This window comes from Desulfobulbaceae bacterium (genome assembly GCA_015231515.1).
In the GTDB taxonomy this organism is placed as follows: domain Bacteria; phylum Desulfobacterota; class Desulfobulbia; order Desulfobulbales; family VMSU01; genus JADGBM01.
In genome coordinates, this window is sequence record JADGBM010000016.1 from 1 (window position 1) to 20,827 (window position 20,827).

General features: G+C 46.3%; 20 protein-coding genes and 1 pseudogene. 13 read left to right on the forward strand and 8 right to left on the reverse strand.

Annotated elements, in window-relative coordinates:
• Window positions 1-332: 332 nt before the first annotated feature.
• From HQK80_04385 to HQK80_04395, 3 genes are read right to left on the reverse strand one after another with little or no spacing between them, the layout of a single operon-like run.
• Complete coding sequence (locus tag HQK80_04385) at window positions 333-710, reverse strand: YdbL family protein (protein ID MBF0221461.1); 378 nt, start codon at window positions 708-710, stop codon at window positions 333-335.
• A 48-nt stretch (window positions 711-758) separates the two neighbouring features.
• Window positions 759-938: a YnbE family lipoprotein gene (locus HQK80_04390; GenBank protein ID MBF0221462.1), complete on the reverse strand. Its 180-nt coding sequence runs from the start codon at window positions 936-938 to the stop codon at window positions 759-761.
• 31 nt (window positions 939-969) lie between these two features.
• Entirely contained in the window at window positions 970-3,537 is a 2,568-nt protein-coding gene (locus tag HQK80_04395) for a YdbH domain-containing protein (GenBank protein ID MBF0221463.1), read from the reverse strand.
• 215 nt (window positions 3,538-3,752) lie between these two features.
• Between HQK80_04395 and HQK80_04400 the strand changes: the two genes are divergently transcribed.
• The 3 genes from HQK80_04400 (at window position 3,753) to HQK80_04410 (ending at window position 7,354) form a co-directional block, all read left to right on the forward strand.
• The gene (locus tag HQK80_04400) at window positions 3,753-4,211 is read left to right on the forward strand and encodes a nucleoside 2-deoxyribosyltransferase (protein ID MBF0221464.1); all 459 of its coding nucleotides are present in this window, start codon (window positions 3,753-3,755) and stop codon (window positions 4,209-4,211) included.
• Window positions 4,208-6,064 (forward strand): U32 family peptidase, encoded by a 1,857-nt coding sequence (locus tag HQK80_04405; protein MBF0221465.1) that lies wholly within the window; start codon window positions 4,208-4,210, stop codon window positions 6,062-6,064. The genes HQK80_04400 and HQK80_04405 overlap by 4 nt, the downstream gene beginning before the upstream one ends.
• An 873-nt stretch (window positions 6,065-6,937) precedes the next feature.
• Window positions 6,938-7,354, forward strand: a complete 417-nt coding sequence (locus tag HQK80_04410; GenBank protein MBF0221466.1) for a hypothetical protein — start codon at window positions 6,938-6,940, stop codon at window positions 7,352-7,354.
• 85 nt (window positions 7,355-7,439) lie between these two features.
• On the opposite strand, the gene HQK80_04415 is transcribed toward HQK80_04410, so the two are convergent.
• From HQK80_04415 to HQK80_04435, 5 genes and pseudogenes are all read right to left on the reverse strand, one after another.
• On the reverse strand, window positions 7,440-7,805 hold the full coding sequence (locus tag HQK80_04415) for a hypothetical protein (GenBank protein ID MBF0221467.1): 366 nt from the start codon (window positions 7,803-7,805) through the stop codon (window positions 7,440-7,442).
• Between the two features lie 130 nt (window positions 7,806-7,935).
• Window positions 7,936-8,151 carry a hypothetical protein gene (locus tag HQK80_04420; GenBank protein MBF0221468.1) on the reverse strand — a complete coding sequence of 72 codons (216 nt, stop codon included), beginning with the start codon at window positions 8,149-8,151 and terminating at the stop codon, window positions 7,936-7,938.
• 71 nt (window positions 8,152-8,222) lie between these two features.
• A complete protein-coding gene (locus HQK80_04425) occupies window positions 8,223-8,528 on the reverse strand; it encodes a type II toxin-antitoxin system RelE/ParE family toxin (protein MBF0221469.1) in 306 nt (101 codons plus the stop codon).
• A 1-nt stretch (window position 8,529) separates the two neighbouring features.
• Window positions 8,530-8,799: a type II toxin-antitoxin system Phd/YefM family antitoxin gene (locus HQK80_04430; GenBank protein ID MBF0221470.1), complete on the reverse strand. Its 270-nt coding sequence runs from the start codon at window positions 8,797-8,799 to the stop codon at window positions 8,530-8,532.
• A 562-nt stretch (window positions 8,800-9,361) separates the two neighbouring features.
• Window positions 9,362-10,249 (reverse strand): annotated as a pseudogene (locus HQK80_04435) (transglutaminase domain-containing protein).
• A gap of 147 nt (window positions 10,250-10,396) precedes the next feature.
• Here HQK80_04435 and HQK80_04440 point away from each other — a divergent pair.
• The 10 genes from HQK80_04440 (at window position 10,397) to secA (ending at window position 20,822) form a co-directional block, all read left to right on the forward strand.
• Window positions 10,397-11,341: a LysR family transcriptional regulator gene (locus HQK80_04440; protein ID MBF0221471.1), complete on the forward strand. Its 945-nt coding sequence runs from the start codon at window positions 10,397-10,399 to the stop codon at window positions 11,339-11,341.
• Between the two features lie 652 nt (window positions 11,342-11,993).
• Complete coding sequence (locus HQK80_04445; GenBank protein MBF0221472.1) at window positions 11,994-12,212, forward strand: hypothetical protein; 219 nt, start codon at window positions 11,994-11,996, stop codon at window positions 12,210-12,212.
• Between the two features lie 61 nt (window positions 12,213-12,273).
• A complete protein-coding gene (fdhD, locus tag HQK80_04450) occupies window positions 12,274-13,065 on the forward strand; it encodes a formate dehydrogenase accessory sulfurtransferase FdhD (GenBank protein MBF0221473.1) in 792 nt (263 codons plus the stop codon).
• A 195-nt stretch (window positions 13,066-13,260) separates the two neighbouring features.
• A complete protein-coding gene (locus HQK80_04455) occupies window positions 13,261-13,446 on the forward strand; it encodes a 4Fe-4S binding protein (GenBank protein ID MBF0221474.1) in 186 nt (61 codons plus the stop codon).
• 250 nt (window positions 13,447-13,696) lie between these two features.
• Window positions 13,697-14,128, forward strand: coding sequence for a hypothetical protein (locus HQK80_04460; protein MBF0221475.1), 432 nt, complete (start codon window positions 13,697-13,699; stop codon window positions 14,126-14,128).
• Window positions 14,129-14,138: 10 nt separating this feature from the next.
• Entirely contained in the window at window positions 14,139-15,290 is a 1,152-nt protein-coding gene (gene alr, locus HQK80_04465; protein MBF0221476.1) for an alanine racemase, read from the forward strand.
• Between the two features lie 106 nt (window positions 15,291-15,396).
• Window positions 15,397-17,052, forward strand: coding sequence for an arginine--tRNA ligase (locus HQK80_04470; protein MBF0221477.1), 1,656 nt, complete (start codon window positions 15,397-15,399; stop codon window positions 17,050-17,052).
• A 39-nt stretch (window positions 17,053-17,091) separates the two neighbouring features.
• Window positions 17,092-17,676 carry an SPOR domain-containing protein gene (locus HQK80_04475; protein ID MBF0221478.1) on the forward strand — a complete coding sequence of 195 codons (585 nt, stop codon included), beginning with the start codon at window positions 17,092-17,094 and terminating at the stop codon, window positions 17,674-17,676.
• An 88-nt stretch (window positions 17,677-17,764) separates the two neighbouring features.
• Complete coding sequence (locus HQK80_04480) at window positions 17,765-18,247, forward strand: N-acetyltransferase (GenBank protein MBF0221479.1); 483 nt, start codon at window positions 17,765-17,767, stop codon at window positions 18,245-18,247.
• A 37-nt stretch (window positions 18,248-18,284) separates the two neighbouring features.
• Window positions 18,285-20,822, forward strand: coding sequence for a preprotein translocase subunit SecA (gene secA, locus HQK80_04485; protein ID MBF0221480.1), 2,538 nt, complete (start codon window positions 18,285-18,287; stop codon window positions 20,820-20,822).
• Window positions 20,823-20,827 lie beyond the last annotated feature (5 nt).

The window sequence follows — 20,827 nt, forward strand, 5'->3', positions numbered from 1 at the left end:
TGTATTTCTTGGAATATTCTTTGAGCCAACCTGCATATGCTCCGTGATCTTCGTCAGATACAAAGCAAACCTGACGATTGTTTCCGCGTTGGATCACATGAACCGGCAGATCTATTGGTGTTATTCTTGGGAGTCGTGGCATAATTTTCTTTGTATAGGGTGTAGTAAAGTAATTCAAGGATTAATTTTACTCTGACCCTATTTATTTGCTCTGACCCTATTTATTTGCTATTTATTTGATGCAATATTCCAGAATTAGTTTTTGGTGGAAATAATATGATCCTGGCGGTTAATCTGGCTAGGTGGCTACAGTCAAAATAAGTTTGGAGCAGCTATTTCTTATACCACGTGCCTTTGTCGTCCTGGAGCAAGGTTCCAGGGGCTGCGTTTTGGTAGATTTGTAAAGCTCTGCGATTGCCGACCAGATCCGGGGTTGTTCCCTGTTGTTTGGCGATTGCGCTATAGACTTTCTTTCGGTCATCATTCTCGGCAGAAACCACTGCATTGTCGGAAGCGCTGCCAATGATGCTCAGAAAACCAGTATACGTCTCACCGATTACACCACTGTCCTTCAGTTGGTTAATTTCCGGCAGTCGTGCCTTCATCCTCTCCTTGAGGTCAGTGGCAGTTTCAGCGAAAACATTGCTGCTCAGAAAAAACAGAGTGGATATGAGTATGGCTAAAAGTGCATGGTTTTTATTACGAATCATTTTTTCCTCCCGGTAGTGTCATTTGAATCAATCGTCTTATTCGTGGAATCACTGGGCCTTATCAATATCGCCAAAGAAATCATCGAGCGCTCTATCGACCTTAATGTTGACGTCGATGGTGATATGAATCGGTTTTATCTCTACGGGTTGCAGTGTTACTTCATGCTTACTTTCAATAGTGTGCCGAGTGCAGCCCGGAAAAATCAAAAAGCATGAACAGAACACGATGATAAGAAATTTTTTCATGACAATTCTCCACCTATTTCATTAATGACTTCATTGAATCACCATAATGTAAAACCTGATTGAGAGGAAGGCGAAAATTAACGTCAAGTTTAATACCTTGGAAGTGGGATCCTGGACTGGAGGCATCGACCCGGGCAAAGCCGCCAAACTCCTCACTGTAGACAAAGGGCAGGGGATTTGAGGGCTTACCGTTTATCTGCAAGTGAAGCAGTAGATCTTCAGCTGATTCAGAATTGATATCAAGTTTGGCCCAGTCGTAGTCGAAATTTTTTAAGGCCTCACGGGCAAGATCAATCTGGGCAAATTGGGGTGTGCCTTTAGGGATGTTATCCGTCAGCAGATCGGTGTTGGTCAGCTTGATTTTTCCACCTTCACCGGGAGTAGAGTAGAGAAAGCCGTTTTCGAGAAAGAACTTGCCATCAGTAATTCGAACCGGCACTCGGCCGTTTACCCGGCCCTGACCCTCGGAAGTAGCCACGCCCAACTGGTTGAGTAGCTTGGCAAAATGCAGGCGGTCACAAAAGAAGATCAGATCATAATCTTTTATTATTGGTGAAAAACGCATGGCAGGCGTGTAGACGTGGCCGTCGCTCCATTGGAACTGGCTTTTTTCAATAAATATTGATTCCGGTGATTCAACTTGATATTCAACCAGCCCATTGGCGGCAGTTATTTTGCCAAATTTCAGCGACTGGAAGGAAAACTGTTGTTTGGGGCCACTTTTAATTATGGGCAGTTCCTTGAGCTGTAGCCCAAAGGATCCACCTTCAAGGGTAAAATCTTTTTCTGTTGAAGTGAGGCGGATATTTTCAATTTTGCTGTCAATCTGCCCCGAAGTTCTGCCATCTTTGTAGAGCAGTTTGCCGTCAATCTGTAACTCGGCATCTGCCAGGAAGCCGGATAAATTGGGTGCGAATCTGCCAAGTTCAAGGCCGTTAACGGAGGTGTTGCAGGCGTTTTTTAATTGTAATTTGGCCTCAGGTTTAATCGCAAAAATATTTACATACCCAGTCAAATCAAAGCATAGGGTGTCGAGCAGGCTGTTTTGGTGACGACCGGTTATTGTGAAGCCCTGGCGCTCTTGCTTAAGGGTAAGGTCGAGATTGCCGAGATCCTGACCCGCCAAGTGAATCGTGTGGATATTGATGGCGCTTTTTGTTTCTTCCGGTTGATACGGCCAGTTGAACAGGATTTTACCTTCTGCCTTGGTTGAAAAATCTCCGCGATTGGTGACGACAAGGTTGTTAAACGGGAGCATAAATTTGCTGACGCCGTTCACGGTCTCACCGGAGACAGAAAGCTCCGGCAGCTGTGCGTAAAAGTTGGCAGCCTCTGCCGTGAGTGGCGCTAGCTCTACTGTGTAGAAGAAAGATGTTTTGTCGGCTTTACTGGTAGCAGAGAGTTTGTACTCAGTGAGCTTGGCAGATATCTTGAGGTCTCCTTGAGAAAGCGCAAAAGCAGGTTTGTTTATAGAGGTAGCCTCTACCTGCCAATTGCCTCTATAATCAGCCTCTGCGCGCAGCTGTGTGGTAACTCTTGCCGGTGCAACAGTAAGAGCTGTGGCAACGGTCTGTTCAGGAATGTCTAGTGAAAAATTGCCGTCGAAGCTGATGCCGTTTTCTGATTTCTTAAAAGCCAGGTCCAAATCACCTACCATTGCTTTTACGGAGCCATCAATTGCCAGAGATGTTGCACTTAAATGGCCAGCTTCCTTTTGGGCTGTTAGGTTGAAGAGAAACGGTTGCTGGTTTTCGAGTACCTTGCAGGTCTTTAGCTGAAGGTCGCCAAAGGTAATATCTGCTTGTTCAAGTTTTCCTGAAACCGCTGCCGAAATCAGTGAGAGTGGTTGCAAATCAAGGTGCATTTTGCTAGTAAGTGCCAGTGTGCCAGTTGCAGTGAGGCCTGTGGGCGTAACCAGGTCAGCAAAGCGAATCAAGTCAATGGAGTCAGCATTAAGACTGGTTTTTAGCTCCATGGTGTTCAGATCAATTTCGGCTACGGTCTTGATTTGCTGGCCGCGCAGCAGCACCTTGGCATGAACTATAGCCAGTCGAGGAATGGTTTTGCTGAACTGGACATTGATGGAGGCGGGTATGGAAAAATCTCCTTTTTCAAATGAAAGGTTAATAATTGCCGGATCAATGGTAACTTCACCAAGATTGTAAAGGGCGTCAAGGTGGTGAGCGGTGAAACCAGAGGAAGAGGTTTTGTTACGCTGCCTGTCTTCTGCCGCTTGCCATGGCAAGACCAGTTTGCCATCCTGGAAGTGAAGATTCAGTTCCAGGCCTACAAGCGAAATTTTGTTGAGCTTTTTTTGCCAGAGGCTGGCTGGCGAGTAGTCAACACGCATGGAGTCCAGGCGGGCAAAGGGGGTTTTGGTACCAACAGCTATTTCTCTGATGTCGCTACCCAAGAGGCCAACGTGTCGTATTTTAAAGGAGATTGGGAGACTGTTTTTTGATATGGCGGTCTGGATGATCTTCTGGGCAAAAAGAGGTAGAAATTCGACAAATGCTACGCCAAGGACAAAAGTTGTCAGGCAGAGTAGGCCGATCGCGGCGGTTTTGATAATCCTTGACATCAATCGGAGTTCCAAAGTCTCTTACAGTGAATTGGGGGAATGTGTGCCATAATAGAAGGTGCCATGGTCGTTGCCCTTGGGGAATTTTGTGGTCTACCTCGATGCTGCAATTCACAGTAGCATAATCGCTACTGTCAGTCGAGGGCGATGTGCTGGTGGCTATAGCGATTCTCTTTTTTTATTCTTTATGCTAGAAAGGGTCAATGAAAACGGATTTGAAGATATATTTTGCTGGATCGATTCGTGGTGGCAGGGAAGATGCGGGGGTTTATTGGGCCATGATAGAGTTCTTGCGCACCTTTGGCGAGGTGCTGACCGAGCATGTGGGTGATCTGGATCTGACCGAAAAAGGCGATGATGGGCCAAGCGACCGCTTTATTCATGATCGGGATATGGAGTGGTTGAGGCGTTGTGATCTGGTGGTGGCCGAGGTTAGCCAACCTTCCCTGGGGGTAGGGTATGAGTTGGGATGGGCTGCCGCCTGGCATAAACCCACCCTGTGCCTGTTTCGCACCTCTCAAGCTTCACTTTCTGCCATGGTCGCGGGCAGTGCAGCCTTGGAGACGGTTCTATATTCCAGCCTGGCAGAAGCTCAGCTGCAAATTTCTGATTTTATTCGCAAAAATTCACGTTCACTTTCTTCATCCCAGGCGCTCAAGGCAGGTGGCGAGTGAAAACTCAACTTGAATTGCTGGCCCCGGCCGGAAATGCAGAGATTGGCATGGCCGCTATCGATCATGGCGCTGATGCCGTCTATATCGGTGCTCCGCAGTTTAGCGCCAGGGCTCAGGCCGGCAGGTCAATTGACGAGATTGCCGAATTGATTCAATATGCCCACCTTTTTCATGCCCGTGTCTATGTTGCTCTCAACACCATACTGACCGATCAGGAGATTCCTCAGGCCCTTGACATCATCGGTTCAGTCGATGCCATTGGTGCTGATGGGTTGATCATTCAGGATGTAGGGCTGTTGGAATTTGATCTGCCGCCCATTCCACTAATTGCCAGCACTCAAATGCATATCATGACCGCCGAGAAGGTAAAATTTCTTGAAGAGGTGGGTTTTGACAAAGTTGTCTTGGCGCGCGAGCTTTCCCTGGAGCAGATTGCGTCTATCAGGGCCCAGACCTCGGTGGAACTGGAAACGTTTGTGCATGGCGCCCTGTGTGTTTCCTACAGCGGGCAATGCTATATGAGCCAATTTGCCTGCGGGCGCAGCGCCAACAGGGGGTTGTGCGCCCAACCCTGCCGCCACTCCTATACCTTAAAGGACGGTGATGGTAAAACGATTGTTAGCGATAAGCACCTCCTTTCCCTGAAAGACATGAACCGTTCGGCGTCTATTGCTGATCTGGTAGGGGCAGGGGTGAGCTCTTTTAAAATTGAGGGCCGCTACAAAGATATCGATTATGTGAAAAACACAACTGCCTCATACCGGTTGGCTCTTGACCGCTTTATTGAAGGAGATAAAGATTACTGCCGAGCCAGCAGCGGTAGCTGCTCGTTTGCTTTTCAGCCGGATCTGGAACGAACATTTAACCGTGGCTACACCTCCCATTATCTCACTGGAGGCAGAGAGAAACCAGCCTCCCTGGGTACCCCGAAATCCACGGGACAATTCATCGGCAAGGTTGAAGGCCTAGGACATGATTATTTCCAAATCCGCAAGCACGATCTGCAAAACGGTGATGGCCTCTGCTTTTTTACAAAAAAAGAGACTCTGGCGGGATGCCGTGTCGATCAGGTTCTTAACGGGAAGGTCTATCCCAATAAAATGCAGGATATTGCCCTTGGCACTGGCATCTTTCGCAACTTCGATTTTGTCTTTTCTCGCCTCTTGAAGCAGTCCTTCCATTGTCGAACCATTGCTGTAGATATGGAGTTCGTACAGGAACAAGGTGATATCTGCCTTAAAATAAAGGATGAGGATGGTGTGGCTGTCGAATACTGGTGCGAGGCTTTATTTGAAGAAGCCCGCGACCCAGTCCGGGCCCGAACCAATATTGAAACACAGTTAGTTCGTACAGGTGAAACGCCTTTCAGAGTTGTACAGGTGGCGATATATCCCAAGCTGCCCGGGTTTATGCCTTTAAGCCTTCTTAATGATATTCGCCGGCAGGCTCTCGCCATGCTTACACAGGCAAGAATAGAACAGTATCAGCGAAAGTCCGTGCCGCTCATTCCCAATACTGTTGCCTATCCCGATGATGAACTTGATTTTCATAGCAACGTTTTAAACACGCATGCCGAAAAATTCTATGCCCGTCACGGAGTGCAGATCAGAGAAAGAGCCTGGGAGTCTAATGCTGATCATTCCAAAGCCCACCTCTTGGACAGGGGCGTTATGACTACCCGCTACTGTCTCCGATATCAACTGGATGCCTGTCTGAAGATGAGTGCTGGTAAGGGGAGCAACTTTATTAAACCGCCCTTGAGAATTTCGGACAGGGGGTATACCTATCGGCTTGAATTCCAATGCAGTGAGTGCCAAATGGTGGTTATCCCGGAAGAGGGCTCGTGTTGTTAGAAAAACTGTTTTGCTCGTTGTGCAGTCAGGGTGAAAATCCCCTGAATCACCTCTCATTGCGGGTCATTTACCGGTTTTATGAAAAACTGACTTCATTGTTTTCGAGTAGGAACCCTTACTTTGCTTACCGCCATAACGGGCAAGCCTTTGTTGGTAAAATCTGTCAGCACCCCCATCGTTTAAGGATTTCATAGGAATCTTCTCAAGATTAAAGCACAGTGCTTATTGCTAGTCTGACGTTGTGGTACGTCTTTTTCGGCAGTTGTGGCGCGTATTTTGCTGTAAAAATCAGTAACAGCGCAGGGTGCCCCAAGTTCTGTAGGCTGTTTCTCTCCCCTTCATCCTGCCGCCTACAGTCCCCCCTGTGTTATTGTTAGAAAAATTGTTAACAGGAATCGGCGAAATGTCGATACTTATACTAGGGACTATGATTTGAGTAGGTTTTTGCACCGTTTTATTTGACTTCATCTGGAATGGCTGACGGTACGCCATCCTGGAAATATTTTGCAGACCTTTTGATTGACGAAGCGCAGAGTAGTTTTTTCACAAGACGCGGGAGGGCTGAAAAATGAGTGTGTGGAAATTTTCAATCCAGAAAAATGTGGTCAGTATCGGAGACAAGCAACGTCGACAACTCACTCCAAATGGCTGTAACGAGCCATACAAGGATAGGTACTGGTGTCCCAAGCTAAAGTGGTTTAGAAAGGAAAGTTGTCCGTTCGCCAATCTGCGAGAATGTGAAAATTTTACGGCCATGTGTGGTTGCGTGTGACATGTGGAGTTGTTGTCCAATCTGCTCGGGGATTTTTTTTGTATGCGGTCTGCTTGATCAGGATTAGGTTTCTCCCGGGCCCATCAACGGTGAGGTGAACTATGGACGCGATTGATACTGTAAGGCTGTTAGCTGAGTTGGATGGCGAGCACTGCGGTTTAAACCATGGGCCGGATACCAATCCGGAGGAGCATCGGGCTTGCGATTACGTTGTTATCCCTTTTGGCGATACCACAAAAGAGATTGCTACCACGGAACGTGATCTTGTTGTGCCGGTTTGTCTGGAATGCGTCCAGGCCCTGGTGGGGGAGGAGTGGACTTTGCTCTTCTGTTTTGAGTGCAATGCCAGTCGTTGGGTTTACCGGCAGCGAGCTAAAAATCAGTACCGTCATCATGCCCTCTGGCTACGTGGATGTCCGGACTGTTCCAATGAATTTGGCGGTTTGTACTTTACCGATGAAGAAAATGCGGCAATTGATGTGGGCCTGGTCTCTCACTTGAACCGTCGAGCGGCCTGACCCACACAACCTGAGCCATTGTCAGAAAATAACCTGGCCGTTTAAGTGGCATGCACCAGACAGTATGGCAATTGTTGACGGGTTGCTATTGAGGGGTCGGGTGTGTGCCTAGCACTTTTTGCTCTATCTCTTTTTTGGTCTGCTCGTCAGGCTCAGGATCAATCCAGTCGATGAAACTGAATACGGTGCGGTTGAAAGCGCCATTATCTGCTTTACACTTATCACAGATTGAGTCCGCTGCGTCGCGGTAAGCAATTACCTTACTGGCCGGCTCGCCATCCTTATCTACAGCAGCCATTTTACGGCATTCACAGTCTAGTCGGACAACAGCAACACCTATTGCGTCAGGGCTTCCCTCAATAATACCTGCAATCATAGCCCTTTCTGATTTGAGTGCGTGATCCTTGGCTAGTTGCTGTGAAGAGGCTTTTTTGGTTTTTTTAAGTTTCATCTGTTGTCTGTTCCGGTTACCTGATGGTTAGTATCTATTTATCTGCGGCGCATAAGGTATCAAAATTTGCTGTAGATGACAACTGCCTTATTCTTCTGGGGGCCTGGTTTACCTATGCAATGTTTAATTGTTAGCCGGTAATCTTAATCCCCTGAGCCTTGAGGTCTAAAATTATTTTCTCTTTCTGCTTTTCATTGCAGTCGTCAATCTGGTAGCTGTGTTTTGTCCCATCATGGAAGTGGAGTATGAAGTGACCTTTACTGTCTGTTTCTGCCCTGTGGATGTACTTACTGTCCAACCAAGGGGCAATCTCTTCTAGAAATGTATTCAAGCTGCATTTTTTCATCTTAAACCTCCATTGTTTTAATTGTTGTTAACTGAAGTTTCCTAGAAAAGGTCATGCCGCCAATCTTCAGTTTAAGTATCGGACAGAATCAACATTCGCTCGCTGCGCCAGATTCTCACAATTCGAATTATATTATGATCACGGCGATAAACGATTCTAAAAGGCGGGCGAATTAACTCTCGAAGATACAATAAGTCAAATTCTGGAACGATGCGTCCCATGTCTGGTTGATCGACAAGTAACTCTACGTCCTTGATGACATTTCCAACTAATGTTTCACCTACGTGAGCAACCTGTTTCTCACTGTAATATTCAAGCACATCTTCCAAATCTCTAAGAGCTGATTCGGCAAATGTAATTTTGATCTTTTTAGACATCTTACTTAATTTTCAAGCGTTTTTTTACGTCAGCAAGACAAACTTCTCTACCTTCTTCCAGGTCAACCATTCCTTCCACAACCGCTTTCATAAAAGCCTGTTGTTCAACGCCAGCCTCGTAATCTTGTAACGCCTGGACAACAGCAACGCCTCGTCCTCTGCTCGTAAGAACTACTGGCCTATGGACCTCTTGAACCTGCTTGACTATTTTGCCAGGATTCACTTTGAGAACGCTAACAGGGACAATATCTTCAGAAAATTTCGTATTCATGTTCCCTCCTTTTACAGGTGCTGTTAATAGGTCTCATTTTAGCGCCTATATGTAGGGTTGTCAATTTGAATATATTTTTTGTATTGACTTTCTCTTGGTGCTCTGTTCCCATTTTTTACCAATTGTCTTTGCCGCGGGCTCGCCTTGTTTGGAGGGTCTCGTTTCGTCTCCCTCCAAAGGCCAAGATGCTCAAGAATCTTGTGAATAATCGGTTTCTCGGTGATAAAACTGAGAATCTTCAATTTCTATGGAGTAAGAACTTTTTCGGCTTTCGAGATAACCTCAAGTATAGAAAACATATTTGAGATGCTCCCTGCTCTTTGTTCATCTTTTTATATAGATAACCATTCTGTTTTTGTCCCTATCGTGAGCTATGGCGTTCTCATTGGTCTGGGGTTATTTGGTACTTATAAATTTTCAACTGGCAGACCAGCCTCTTTCCAGTCAGCGAAAATGGCTTGATTGATCTCCTTGTAAGAAAGTTTCATGAGTTTACGGTAGGCGTTGTAACTCCGCCCACCGGAGAATCAGGCCCGGCGTATATCGGCATGCCTTTCTCTGATTACGGGGCATTGACATCGAGTATTTTTTTAAGGCTTTCTGTGTCGATCAGGCCATAGCCGGTATCTGTTTGCTGGTGAAAGGTTATGGTATATTTGAAATTGGCTGGATCGAGCCAGTCCAGTGTGGTCTCACCAGCCTGGGCAAAGGGGTACATCAGATAGTTAACAGGTTCTCCAGCTTGGGGCGGGTTCAGGATGAGATCGCGCCCTTCGCTCAGGCCGATACGGTAGGCGTCGATGCCGCCCCAGAAGTATTTACGGTACTCTGTGGTCTTTGAATCATCGAGTTGCAGTTTTTCAACCAGCATCATCTTCCTGACATCGGCAGGGTCAATCGGGACCCAGCCATAACCAGGCAGATAGAACTCAGCCCAGCAGTGCTGCCAGGTGGTGATATCCTGAGTCTCCTTCTTTCCCATCCTGATTCCGAAAACCTAGCGGGCTGGAACACCTACGGCCCGTGCCAAGGCAATGTATATGGAGCTGATATCGGCGCACTTGCCACCCGGATCCTGGAGCAGCTGGCAGACATCGCCTGTGCCGCATCCCCTAGTATCAGGGTTGCGGTAGGTGTTCTCCACCGTCCAGTCGTAAATGGCTTTGGCTTTGGCAAGAACACCTTCCTTTCCTTTTGTTATCGTAGCTGCCAACGATACTATCTGGTCATTAAAAGGCGCTAGGCCAGTCGGTGCCAGGTATATCGCATAATCTGCCGGATCCCAGGCCGCTTCTCTGGCCGGAAAATCACGACGTATCACCTCTTTCCCTTGTGGGTGGTGCGATAAATCAAAATCCATGGCCACTAGGCCGGAGACGGTGTTTGCCTGCGCCGGCGCTGTTATTGCCCAGAAGACAGCCAAAACTGTAAATGCAAATAAATTTTTCATGATATCTGACACTCCATTGTTAGAAATATAAAAGTACTATCTACCCTTTAATGATTTTCTTCTTTTCTTTCATGATGAGCACGCTATATTAAAAGGAAATATTGATTAGTCAAATCGGTAATTTCTATCTATAAGGGGTCATCCATCATGGATATTCATCATCTGCGCATTTTTGCTGCGGTCTATCGTTCAAAAAGTTTTACAAAGGCTGCCCGAGAGACCAACATCTCTCAGCCTACCGTCAGTGAGCACGTTAAAAACCTTGAAAGTGAGCTCGACTGTCGGCTCTTTGATAGGGTCGGAAAAACGATTGAGCCAACGGCTTCGGCCAGGAAGCTGTATCCAAAAGCGCTCCAAATTATTGATGAACTCTCTCTAATAAAAGCGGAGATAATTGGAGGAGAAAACGCTGTGAAGGGAGAAATTGTTTTTGGCGCTAGTACGATTCCAAGTACCTATATTCTCCCAGCCAAAATCAAACAGTTCCAAAAGATCTACCCTGATATCTTTTTTCAAATACGGATTGAAGATTCCTTGAGAATCAATCAGTTAATAATGGAAAACGAACTGTCCTGCGGCATTGTCGGTGCAAAAATTGAGACAAACTCGCTTCAATATGAACCGTTTTTTAAGGATCAGCTCATTCTTGTTGCTTCGCCCAAACTAATTCAAAAGAAAACTCTTCAGTTAAAAGAGTTGTCTAGGCTGCCATTTGTACTGAGAGAAAAAGGGTCGGGAACGAGAAAGTCGATGGAAGAAAATTTTAAACGGATTGGCTTTGCAATTGATAAAAAACAGGTCGCGGCAGAATTCAGTTCAACAGCCGCCATTAAAGAAGCGGCAAAACATGAAATTGGTGTCGCGATTATCTCACAGATTGCTGTGCGTGATGAGTTGAAAAATGGCTCTTTGCGTGAAATTGCTATGCGAAATGAAAAAATGGAACGATACTTTTACCTTGTTAGCCATAAGAACCGGACGCTCCCAACTCCGTATCTGAAATTCTGCCAATTCCTGAAACAGCAGAAATCTGAAACAAAATCGACCTTAATCGGTGCTAAGCCATTGTCAGAAAATAACCTGGCCGTTTAAGTGAGCCAGATGGCATAAGGAGCCGGAAGGTAGTGCATCATAAATAGCCCTGTTGGTTTTTAACGGCTCCTAACTCCTGAAATAGTTCTCAGAAACATAATAGGAGCATCCACTGCAAATGATCTTTCTGGTTGGGATGTCCACCTTTACTCCGTGATAGCGCAAGATCCTGCAGGTTGGATGGCTGCACAATGTATCTTTACGCTGCCAGCACGGGATGATTGTGTCTTTCCGGGCTGGACAATCCATTTTTTTACATCCAATATGCTCGTGACATCTCATACATTCCACCCGCCGGTTATCAATATTTTGCTTCAAACTATAAACTATGCGAAAAAAGTAAATGCGGTGAATTGTCGCAGTATTTTGTGGAACTCAGATAGTGGAAACGATTTTAAGAAAAGCTTCAATCTGTCGTAGGGCCGGAGAGGTGTTTAAACAGGAGCTGAAATCATTGAAAAGGCTGTGGGTGTAATTTTTTGAAATAAATGGTAACTGTTCGGGTGGTGCCACTAAAATAGGTACAATAAATGTTTTTTCTTTTTCACAGATGCCGTAAACAGTTAGGTGTCACATCTGGAAGAAATAGTTTGAGTGCGTAGTTATTTCCGGTTTATCCGGATTAGGTTGTTTACTTAACATAGGAGTGACAATGAGTATGAAAAAAAAACCTGATTCTGGCTCGTCTTTAACTGATGAACAGAGGGGACAAGCCGAAGAACAACTGGTGAAAGCCGCTGAAGATGGTCGTGTGCAGTGTGCCAGTGCACTGGCAATTGCCCGGTCCTTGAAGCTCCCAAGTCGAGAGGTCGGGCAGTTGGCCGACGCGCTTGATCTGCGAATTTGCAAGTGTCAGCTTAGCTGTTTTTAATACTGGATAATTTTTTCTCGAGCCTTGCTGGTTAGGCAAGGTTCCGTAGCGAGGTTCACTGATGGATGCCGCAAGCGAGCTTCCAGTTATAAAATTAGTAAATGGTCATGTTGAAGAGGTAGTTGACTTTATTGCCGTCGAACTTGCTTTTGCCTTGGTTGTTAATGGCAGGGAAATCGTCTCTCTGATGTGTACGCCTACGGATATGGAGGCGATGGCGATTGGTTTTCTGCTCTCGGAGGGAGTGATAGTCGGCAGAGATTCCCTTGAATCTGTTACGGTTGACGAGAAGCGTTACTGGGTGTCGGTTAAGCTTAAAAATCTACCTTCTGATTGGAGTGAGCGGCTTAATAAGAAGACCATTACTTCAGGTTGTGGTCAGGGGGTAACCTTTACTCAGGCTGCCGACCTGCGTGGTTATGGGGAGCGTAGAGACTCCCTGTGTGTGACTCTTACCCAGGTCAAACAGCTGTTCAAACAGTTTGGACCCCTCTCAGGGCTATTTGACAAAACCGGTGGCGTACATAGTGCCGCCCTGGCCTCTCCCGAGGAGATACTTTTATTTTGTGAAGATGTTGGCAGGCATAACGCCGTTGACAAGCTGATAGGGAAGGCTTTTCTTGCTGGGATTTCCGTCCAGGATAAAATTCTACTGTCCAGTGGCAGGATTTCTGGTGAAATAATGACCAAGGTTATTCGGAATCGTATATCAATTTTAATAACACGATCAGCGCCTACGTGCATGTCAATAAGCTATGGCGAAGATTATGGGGTGACGCTTATCGGATTTGCCCGGGGTAATCGCATGAATGTTTACACGCATCCTCGGCGGGTTAATTTTTCTGGGGCGTGAGGTGGGTCTTACCTGAATGTTTCCTTGTCTGGAGCCCACCGGATTTTCAGTAACTGGTTCTGTCTGTTTCTTGAAGTTTTTATTGACAAAAAATTCACCTTGCATTAATGGGTGATATCGTCTGAGCAAATAGTTTTGAGGCAGTTGCCAAAGTAACTGTTTCTGAAATTCATTAAATTTACGGAGGAAGTTACTATGTGGGATGTACAGGTTGATAAAGATAAATGTAGTGGTGATGAAGAGTGTGTAAACGCATGTCCAGCTCAGGTTTTGGAGATGGTTGATGGGAAAGCTGAGCCAGTGAATATTGACGAATGTCTTGGCTGTGAAACATGTGTTGAAGTTTGTCCTGAAGGTGCTATTACTGTGTCAGAGGACTAATATTTACGCTGCATACTGTTGTTTGATAGGCCTACTTCCGGCTAGGAAGTAGGCCTATCTTGTTTTTACCTAATCTGGATAAATCGGATAAACTGGAAATAAGTGCCTTGACGCTGGTCTTAACCACTTTAAACCAGACCGATCTCTAATTTTATCGCCATAAAAACACGAGATAAGCGCAGACTTCGATATTTCTTGCACATAGATTAACGACAATATACTACACCCTTAAAGTTTCTCCGGAGCCGCTGTGTTTCGAAAATTTAAGCCCGGGGTTTCCCTCCGGACACATCACATTGTTGCCGCATCAATATGGAGTGGGGTTGGCCTCATGTTATTGTTCAGGGGTGGGTTATATCTCATTGAGACAAGAAGCCAATGGGTTCTTGTTCTTGCAGTTGTTATTGGCACCTTAAAATCACTGTTTATTCTTGATAAATCGGCTAGAAAAAATCTGGAAAGAATTTCTGTGAAAAAAGACGGCGCCTGCCTTGGCGGTGTATACTCTGTGAAGATGTGGGTCATGATTCTGGCGATGATCATCATGGGGAAATTACTCCGTAGTTCTGGGCTTCCTGCTGAGCTCATCGGAGGTCTTTATGCTGCTATAGGTTGGGCACTGTTATTTTCAAGCCGTCTATTGTGGGTTTACGTGAAGAAATTCTCGGCCTGTGGTAATTGATAGTACACTTATGACCACTATGACCACACATACTGATTTGTATAATACAGTTTATATCGACTGTGCCGCCCTACAGCATAATTTTCAAGCCTTACAGGCCGTGGTCACCCCTCGGGTGCGGTTGCTGGCAATGGTTAAATCTGATGCCTACGGGCATGGCCTTGTTCATTCTGCCAAGGCGTTGTCTGAAACAGGTGCTAATGCTTTTGGTATTGCTGAGGTGGATGAGGGTGTGGCTTTGCGAGAGGCAGGGATTCAGGGAGATATCTTTGTCTTCCTGGGTTCATACTGTTTTGCGGAGCTGATTGAATATGGCCTAACCCCTGTTGTTTTTGACTTGAACAACATCCGGGCCTTGTCGGCTTACGCCGAAAAACGAAACACCACCGTTGCTGTCCACTTGAAAATAGATACAGGTATGGGGCGGCTTGGTGTAATGCCCGACGAAATTTCTTTGTATATTGACGAAATTACTAAACTGCCCGGGGTATCACTTGCCGGGGTGTTGAGCCATTTTCCCATGGCCGATCAGCCTGACTCTCCGACCACGATGAACCAGAATGTTCTTTTTGATCAAGAGTGTGACAATTTAAACTCAAAAGGAGCTTTTTTACCTAAAGGCACTTATCATATTGCTAACTCTGCGGCACTCCTTAATTTTCCTGAAACGCGACATCAAATGGTGCGTCCAGGTATTTCTCTGTATGGCTGTTATCCGTCGGTTGACCCAGCGCTCCGAAACGTAGTGTCGTTGAAGCCGGTAATGTCCTTTGCGACGAAAATTGTTCAGCTCAAGACGGTGCCTGCAGATTATGGGGTAAGCTATGGGCATCTTTCCAGAACAGCACGTCCCAGCCGGCTGGCAATCTTGCCGGTGGGTTATGCCGATGGCTATCTTCGGAGTCTGACCGGCAAGGCCTCCGTAATTGTCAGGGGGCAACGGGCCCCTGTCTGTGGTAGAGTTTGCATGAACGCAACAGTTGTTGATGTTACCGATATCTCAGCTGCTGAAGTGGGTGACGAAGTTGTCCTGATGGGTTCCCAGGCATTTGCAGATCATTCGGCCGTGATAACTGCTGATGAAATTGCCGGGTGGATGGAAACTATTAACTACGAGGTGCTTTGTCTTTTTGGCAATAGCAACCAGCGAATTTATCGCTGAGGCCATATGATTGGTTGACTGGAGAACTGGTCAACCTCCTATTGTGTCACCCAGTTAACCAATTAACCAATTAACCAATTAACTAATTAACTAATTAGCCAACCAAATGATACGAACTCGATTAAAAGAAATTATTGATACTGTTTTTTCTTCCGGCATTGAAAAGGGCTGCTGGGCCGATGCGGCTAAAGATGTTTATACGATCGAAAAGCCAAAATTTGATGGCCAGGGAGATTTCTCGACAAATCTTGCCTTGATTGTTGCAGGTCAGGAAAAAAAGAAACCTCGAGAGGTTGCCCAAGTTTTTGTTGATCTTTTGGGCGATTGCCCTCTGGCTGACAAAATTGAGATTGCAGGCCCTGGTTTTGTGAATTTTTTCATAAAAAAATCGGTGTGGCAGGAAGTTCTGCCCTTGGTATGTCAAGGTGGAGATGGCTTTGGGCCGTCGAATGTTGGAAAGGGTAAAAAGGTTCTGGTTGAGTTTGTCAGTGCCAATCCAACCGGCCCTTTGAGTATAGGGCATGGCCGTCAAGCTGTTCTTGGAGATGCCATTGCCCGACTGTTGGAAGCAACGGGCCATGATGTGACCAGAGAATATTACTATAATGATGCCGGAAGGCAGATGCGGGTTCTGGCTGAGTCGCTGCGTTCACGATATCTTGAGCTGTTAGGGGAGGCGTTTGAGTTTCCCGAGGATGGCTATCAGGGCGAATATATCTACGATATTGCCAGGGATTTACAGGCCGAGGTTGGTGATTCCTTAAAGGACGAGCCTGCCGCAGAGCCATTCCAGAAGAAGGCCGAGGCTGCCATTTTCGACGATATTAATGGCACGTTAAAGCGTATGGACATTCATTTTGATAATTACTTCAATGAGCATACCCTTTACGATGACGGTCATATCGATGATGTTGTTGCCAAACTACGGGAAAAAGGGCTGGTCTATGACGATGAAGGGGCTGTGTGGTTTAAAACGACAGAGTTCGGTATGGAACAAGATCGGGTAATTATCAAGAGTACCGGAGAGCCAACCTATAGACTGCCGGATATTGCCTATCATCGCGAAAAATTTAAGCGTGGTTTTGAGTGGATGGTCAATATTTTTGGAGCTGACCATATCGCTACAGTGCCGGATGTAATGGCAGGGGTGAAAGCCCTTGGATATGATGAGTCATTGATCACTGTGGTCTTGCATCAGTTTGTTACCTTGCTTCGAGATGGCAAACAGGTGAAGATGTCCACTCGAAAGGCTACTTTTATCACAGTCGACGAGTTGTTGAATGAGGTTGGGGCTGATGTGGTGCGCTTTTTCTTCTTAATGCGCAAAGCTGACAGCCAACTTGAATTTGATCTGGATTTGGCCAAACAACAGAGCCAGGAAAACCCCGTCTATTATGTGCAATACGGTCATGCGCGACTGGCGAGCATATTGCGCCAAGCCCCAGAGAAGGGCGTGCAGCGTGGTGCTGTTGAAGATGCCGATCTGACCCTGTTGGTTGAGGCGGAGGAGATGGCTTTGCTCCAGGACATGGCCGGTTTTCCTGAACTGATTAGGGCAGCGGCTCTTGACTTGTCTCCCCATCGGATTATTTTCTACCTTCAGGAGTTGGCCGGTAAATTCCACAGCTATTATAATAAACACCGAGTTATTTCTGATGATCTGCAGTTATCTATTGCTCGGCTTTGGCTGGTCGCCAGCCTGAAAGTAGTTTTTCATAATGGCCTTAGCCTCATTGGCGTAGCGGCTCCAGATTCAATGTGATCCAGGATCGTATCTGAAAGTCAGTTTATCTGGATTAGAATGGCAACGAAAAAGAAAACGACAAAGAAAGTAAAAAAACCCCTTGTCTCTATCGAGTTGGGAGTTGGCGGATTGCTGGGGCTGTTGGTCTCCAGCTTTTGTATTTTTCTGTGGATGTTTTTGTTTGGTCTGTGGACTGGCCAGTCCGTGCTGCAAACTTCTGAGAGTTCTGACAAGGCAAAGGATCTTCCGGGCTTTGCCTCTAAAATGTGGCATAAAAGATCAGAGGCCCAAATCACCAGGGCCGAAAGTACTAGTGAGAAAAGCCCTGAAGAGGTTCGTGATCCTGTTGTTAAAAGTGAAAATGAAACGGCGGCGAGTCAGGATGCTTCGTTTTTTGCGGTACAGGTTTCAGCCTTTAAAGACCAGCATAGGGCGGAAAAGGCGGTACAGCAGTGGCGTGATAAAAAATATAACTCTTTTTACTTGATGCCGGATCCGCCTGACGGTAAGTTCCACCGGGTGTTTGTTGGCCATTTTGATAGTCTGGCGGAGGCTAACTCCCTGGCCGCCACCCTTGAGTCAGTTGAGCAGCGCAAGGTTTTTATCATGCTTGTAGCGGCCGACCAGAAACAGCTGCCATAAATATAATCGCAAGTTATCTATTTTGTGATAGGATATCTATCAAACATTTAATGCCAGCCCCTGAAAAAAACTGATTAGGATCAGCCATATGATAAGAAATGCCCGGATGAGTGATGTGAAAGCTATCTACGATTTGCTGGCTTATTTTGCCAAGCAGGAACTCCTTCTTGGTCGCTCATTGAGTTCATTGTATGACCAGTTGCGAGATTTCAAGGTCTATACCGTCCTTGATAACGGTGAGATGGGCGGTGGGCAAGGTAAAGAGATACTTGCCGGTGCCGCAGCCCTACACGTGTGTTGGGAAAATCTGGCGGAGGTGCGGTCGTTGGTGGTGGCAAGTCAGTTTCAAGGCACAGGGATTGGGGCGGCCCTGGTGAACTCTTGTCTGGATGAGGCCGAAACACTGGGGATCACACGGATCTTTACGCTGACCTATCAGGCAGGGTTTTTTAATAAATTTGGCTTTAAGCCAATCGATAAGAACGAGTTGCCCCATAAAATATGGAGCGATTGTCTTCAATGTCCGAAGTTTCCAGACTGTAATGAAGAAGCTTTAATCTGGGAAAATTAAATTTTAAAAATAGAAGTCTTCACTGGAGTTAAAATAGATGATAGGCAAGGTGCTAACAAAAATATTTGGTACTAAAAATGACAGGGTGCTTAAAGCAATCCAGCCCTTAGTTGACAAGATTAATGCCTTTGAGCCAGAGATACAAAAGCTCGATGACGATGGGCTGCGTGCTAAAACTATATCGTTCAAAGAGCGGCTTGCCGCTGGAGAAACACTTGACGCTCTCTTGCCGGAGGCCTTTGCCGTTGCTCGTGAGGGTGGAAAGCGGGTCCTGAATATGCGAGCCTATGATGTGCAGCTGGTCGGTGGTATCATACTGCATCAGGGCAAAATTGCTGAGATGAAAACCGGTGAGGGCAAGACCCTGGTCGCTGTCCTGGCCGTTTACCTCAACGCCCTTGCTGGTAAAGGGGTGCATGTTGTCACCGTTAATGATTACCTGGCTAAGCGAGACGCCGAGTGGATGGGAGAAGTCTATCGATTTCTTGGTCTCACTACCGGCATTATTGTACATGGGATTGATGATAAGACCCGGCGGCAGGCTTATCATGCCGACGTTACGTATGGAACTAACAACGAGTTCGGGTTTGATTATCTGCGCGATAATATGAAGTTTGAGATGGCTGATTTCTGCCAGCGTGAGTTTTATTTTGCGGTGGTTGACGAGGTCGATAGTATTCTTATTGATGAGGCCCGGACTCCACTTATTATCTCGGGTCCAACGGAGGCGACAACCGATCTCTATGTTCAGGTAAACAGCATAACTCCAAAGTTTCAGGTGGGCGTTCACTACGTTGTTGATGAAAAAGCAAAATCCTTGTCCTTGCAGGAAGAAGGCGTTGAACTTGCCGAAAAACTCCTGGCGGTTGATAATCTTTATGATCCTAAAAACATCGAATATCTGCACCATCTGAACCAATCGTTAAAGGCCAATGTCCTTTTTAAGAATGATGTTGACTACATTGTTAAGGATGGAGAGGTGGTCATTGTTGATGAGTTTACCGGCAGAACCATGCCAGGTAGACGTTTCAGTGATGGTCTGCATCAAGCCCTGGAGGCCAAAGAAGGTGTGAAGGTTGAAAAGGAAAACCAGACCTATGCTTCAATTACCTTCCAGAATTATTTCAGAATGTACGAAAAGCTTGCTGGTATGACTGGTACAGCTGACACCGAAGCCCCTGAGTTTAAGAAGATTTATAATCTTGATGTTGTGCTGGTGCCAACCCATCTTAAAATGATCCGTGATGACTACGCCGATGTTATCTATAAAAATGCCAAGGCTAAATTCCGCGCCGTTGTCCGGGAGATCAGGCAGTTGCATGAGCAGGGGCGGCCCGTGTTGGTCGGCACTATTAGTATTGACACATCCGAGATGATCTCCCGCATGCTGAAAAAAGAGAAGATTCCACATTCGGTGTTAAATGCCAAGCAGCATGACCGTGAGGCGGAGATCATCGCTGAGGCAGGTCATCGTGGCAGGGTGACCATTGCCACCAATATGGCTGGTCGTGGAACTGATATTAAACTTGGCGAGGGAGTTGCCGATCTCGGAGGATTACATATTCTGGCCACCAGTCGGCATGAGTCTCGGAGGATTGACAACCAGCTTCGTGGCCGTTCCGGTCGACAGGGCGACCCTGGTTCATCGAGGTTCTATCTCTCTCTGGAAGACGATCTGCTGCGAATCTTTGGTTCTGATCGAATTTCAGGCATCATGGAACGTTTGGGAATGGAAGAAGATGAGCCGATTGAGCACTCGATGATTACCCGGGCCATTGAAAATGCCCAGCGTAAGGTTGAGGGGCATAACTTTGAGATTCGTAAACATCTTCTTGAGTACGACGATGTTATGAATAAGCAGCGTGAGGTTATCTACAGCCAGCGCCGCGAGTTGTTGAAGCGTGATAATGTCAAGGAGTTAATTCTGGAGATGGTGCCGGAGCTTGTTGGGCCGATGGCGGAAATAATTGTCAATGATCAGCTTCCTTCCGAAGATTGGGACTGGGCGCATCTTGAGGAGAGCATGATTTCAAGTTTTGGTTTTTCTCATGGGATCAGCGCTGAGGAAAAAGTTGAGATCAAGGCAGATGCACTTAGAGAGCGCGTTGTGGCGCACGTTCTTTCCGAATATGAAAAGCGCGAGCAGGAACTTGGCGAAAAAAATATGCGCCATCTTGAGCGTATGATTCTCCTGCAGGTTGTTGATAGTCACTGGAAAGATCATCTTCTTAACATAGACCATTTAAAGGAAGGTATCGGTCTGCGTGGCTATGGTCAGAAAAACCCTCTTAATGAGTATAAGAAAGAGGGTTTTGAAATGTTTATGGATCTTATGGAGACCATTAAACAGCAAACTATTTCCACGCTGTTCATGGTGCGCCTTGTCCAGGATGATGATGTTGAGCAGTTGGCTCGTCAGCAGCGGGAGAAACAGCAGCGGATTGAAATGAATCGCAGCGATGAGGAGAAGGCCCATCAGCCGGTCATACGTGAGGGAGATAAGGTCGGCAGGAATGACCTCTGTCCTTGCGGGTCAGGGAAAAAATATAAGCGTTGTTGCGGAAAGGCTATGTAGGTTTT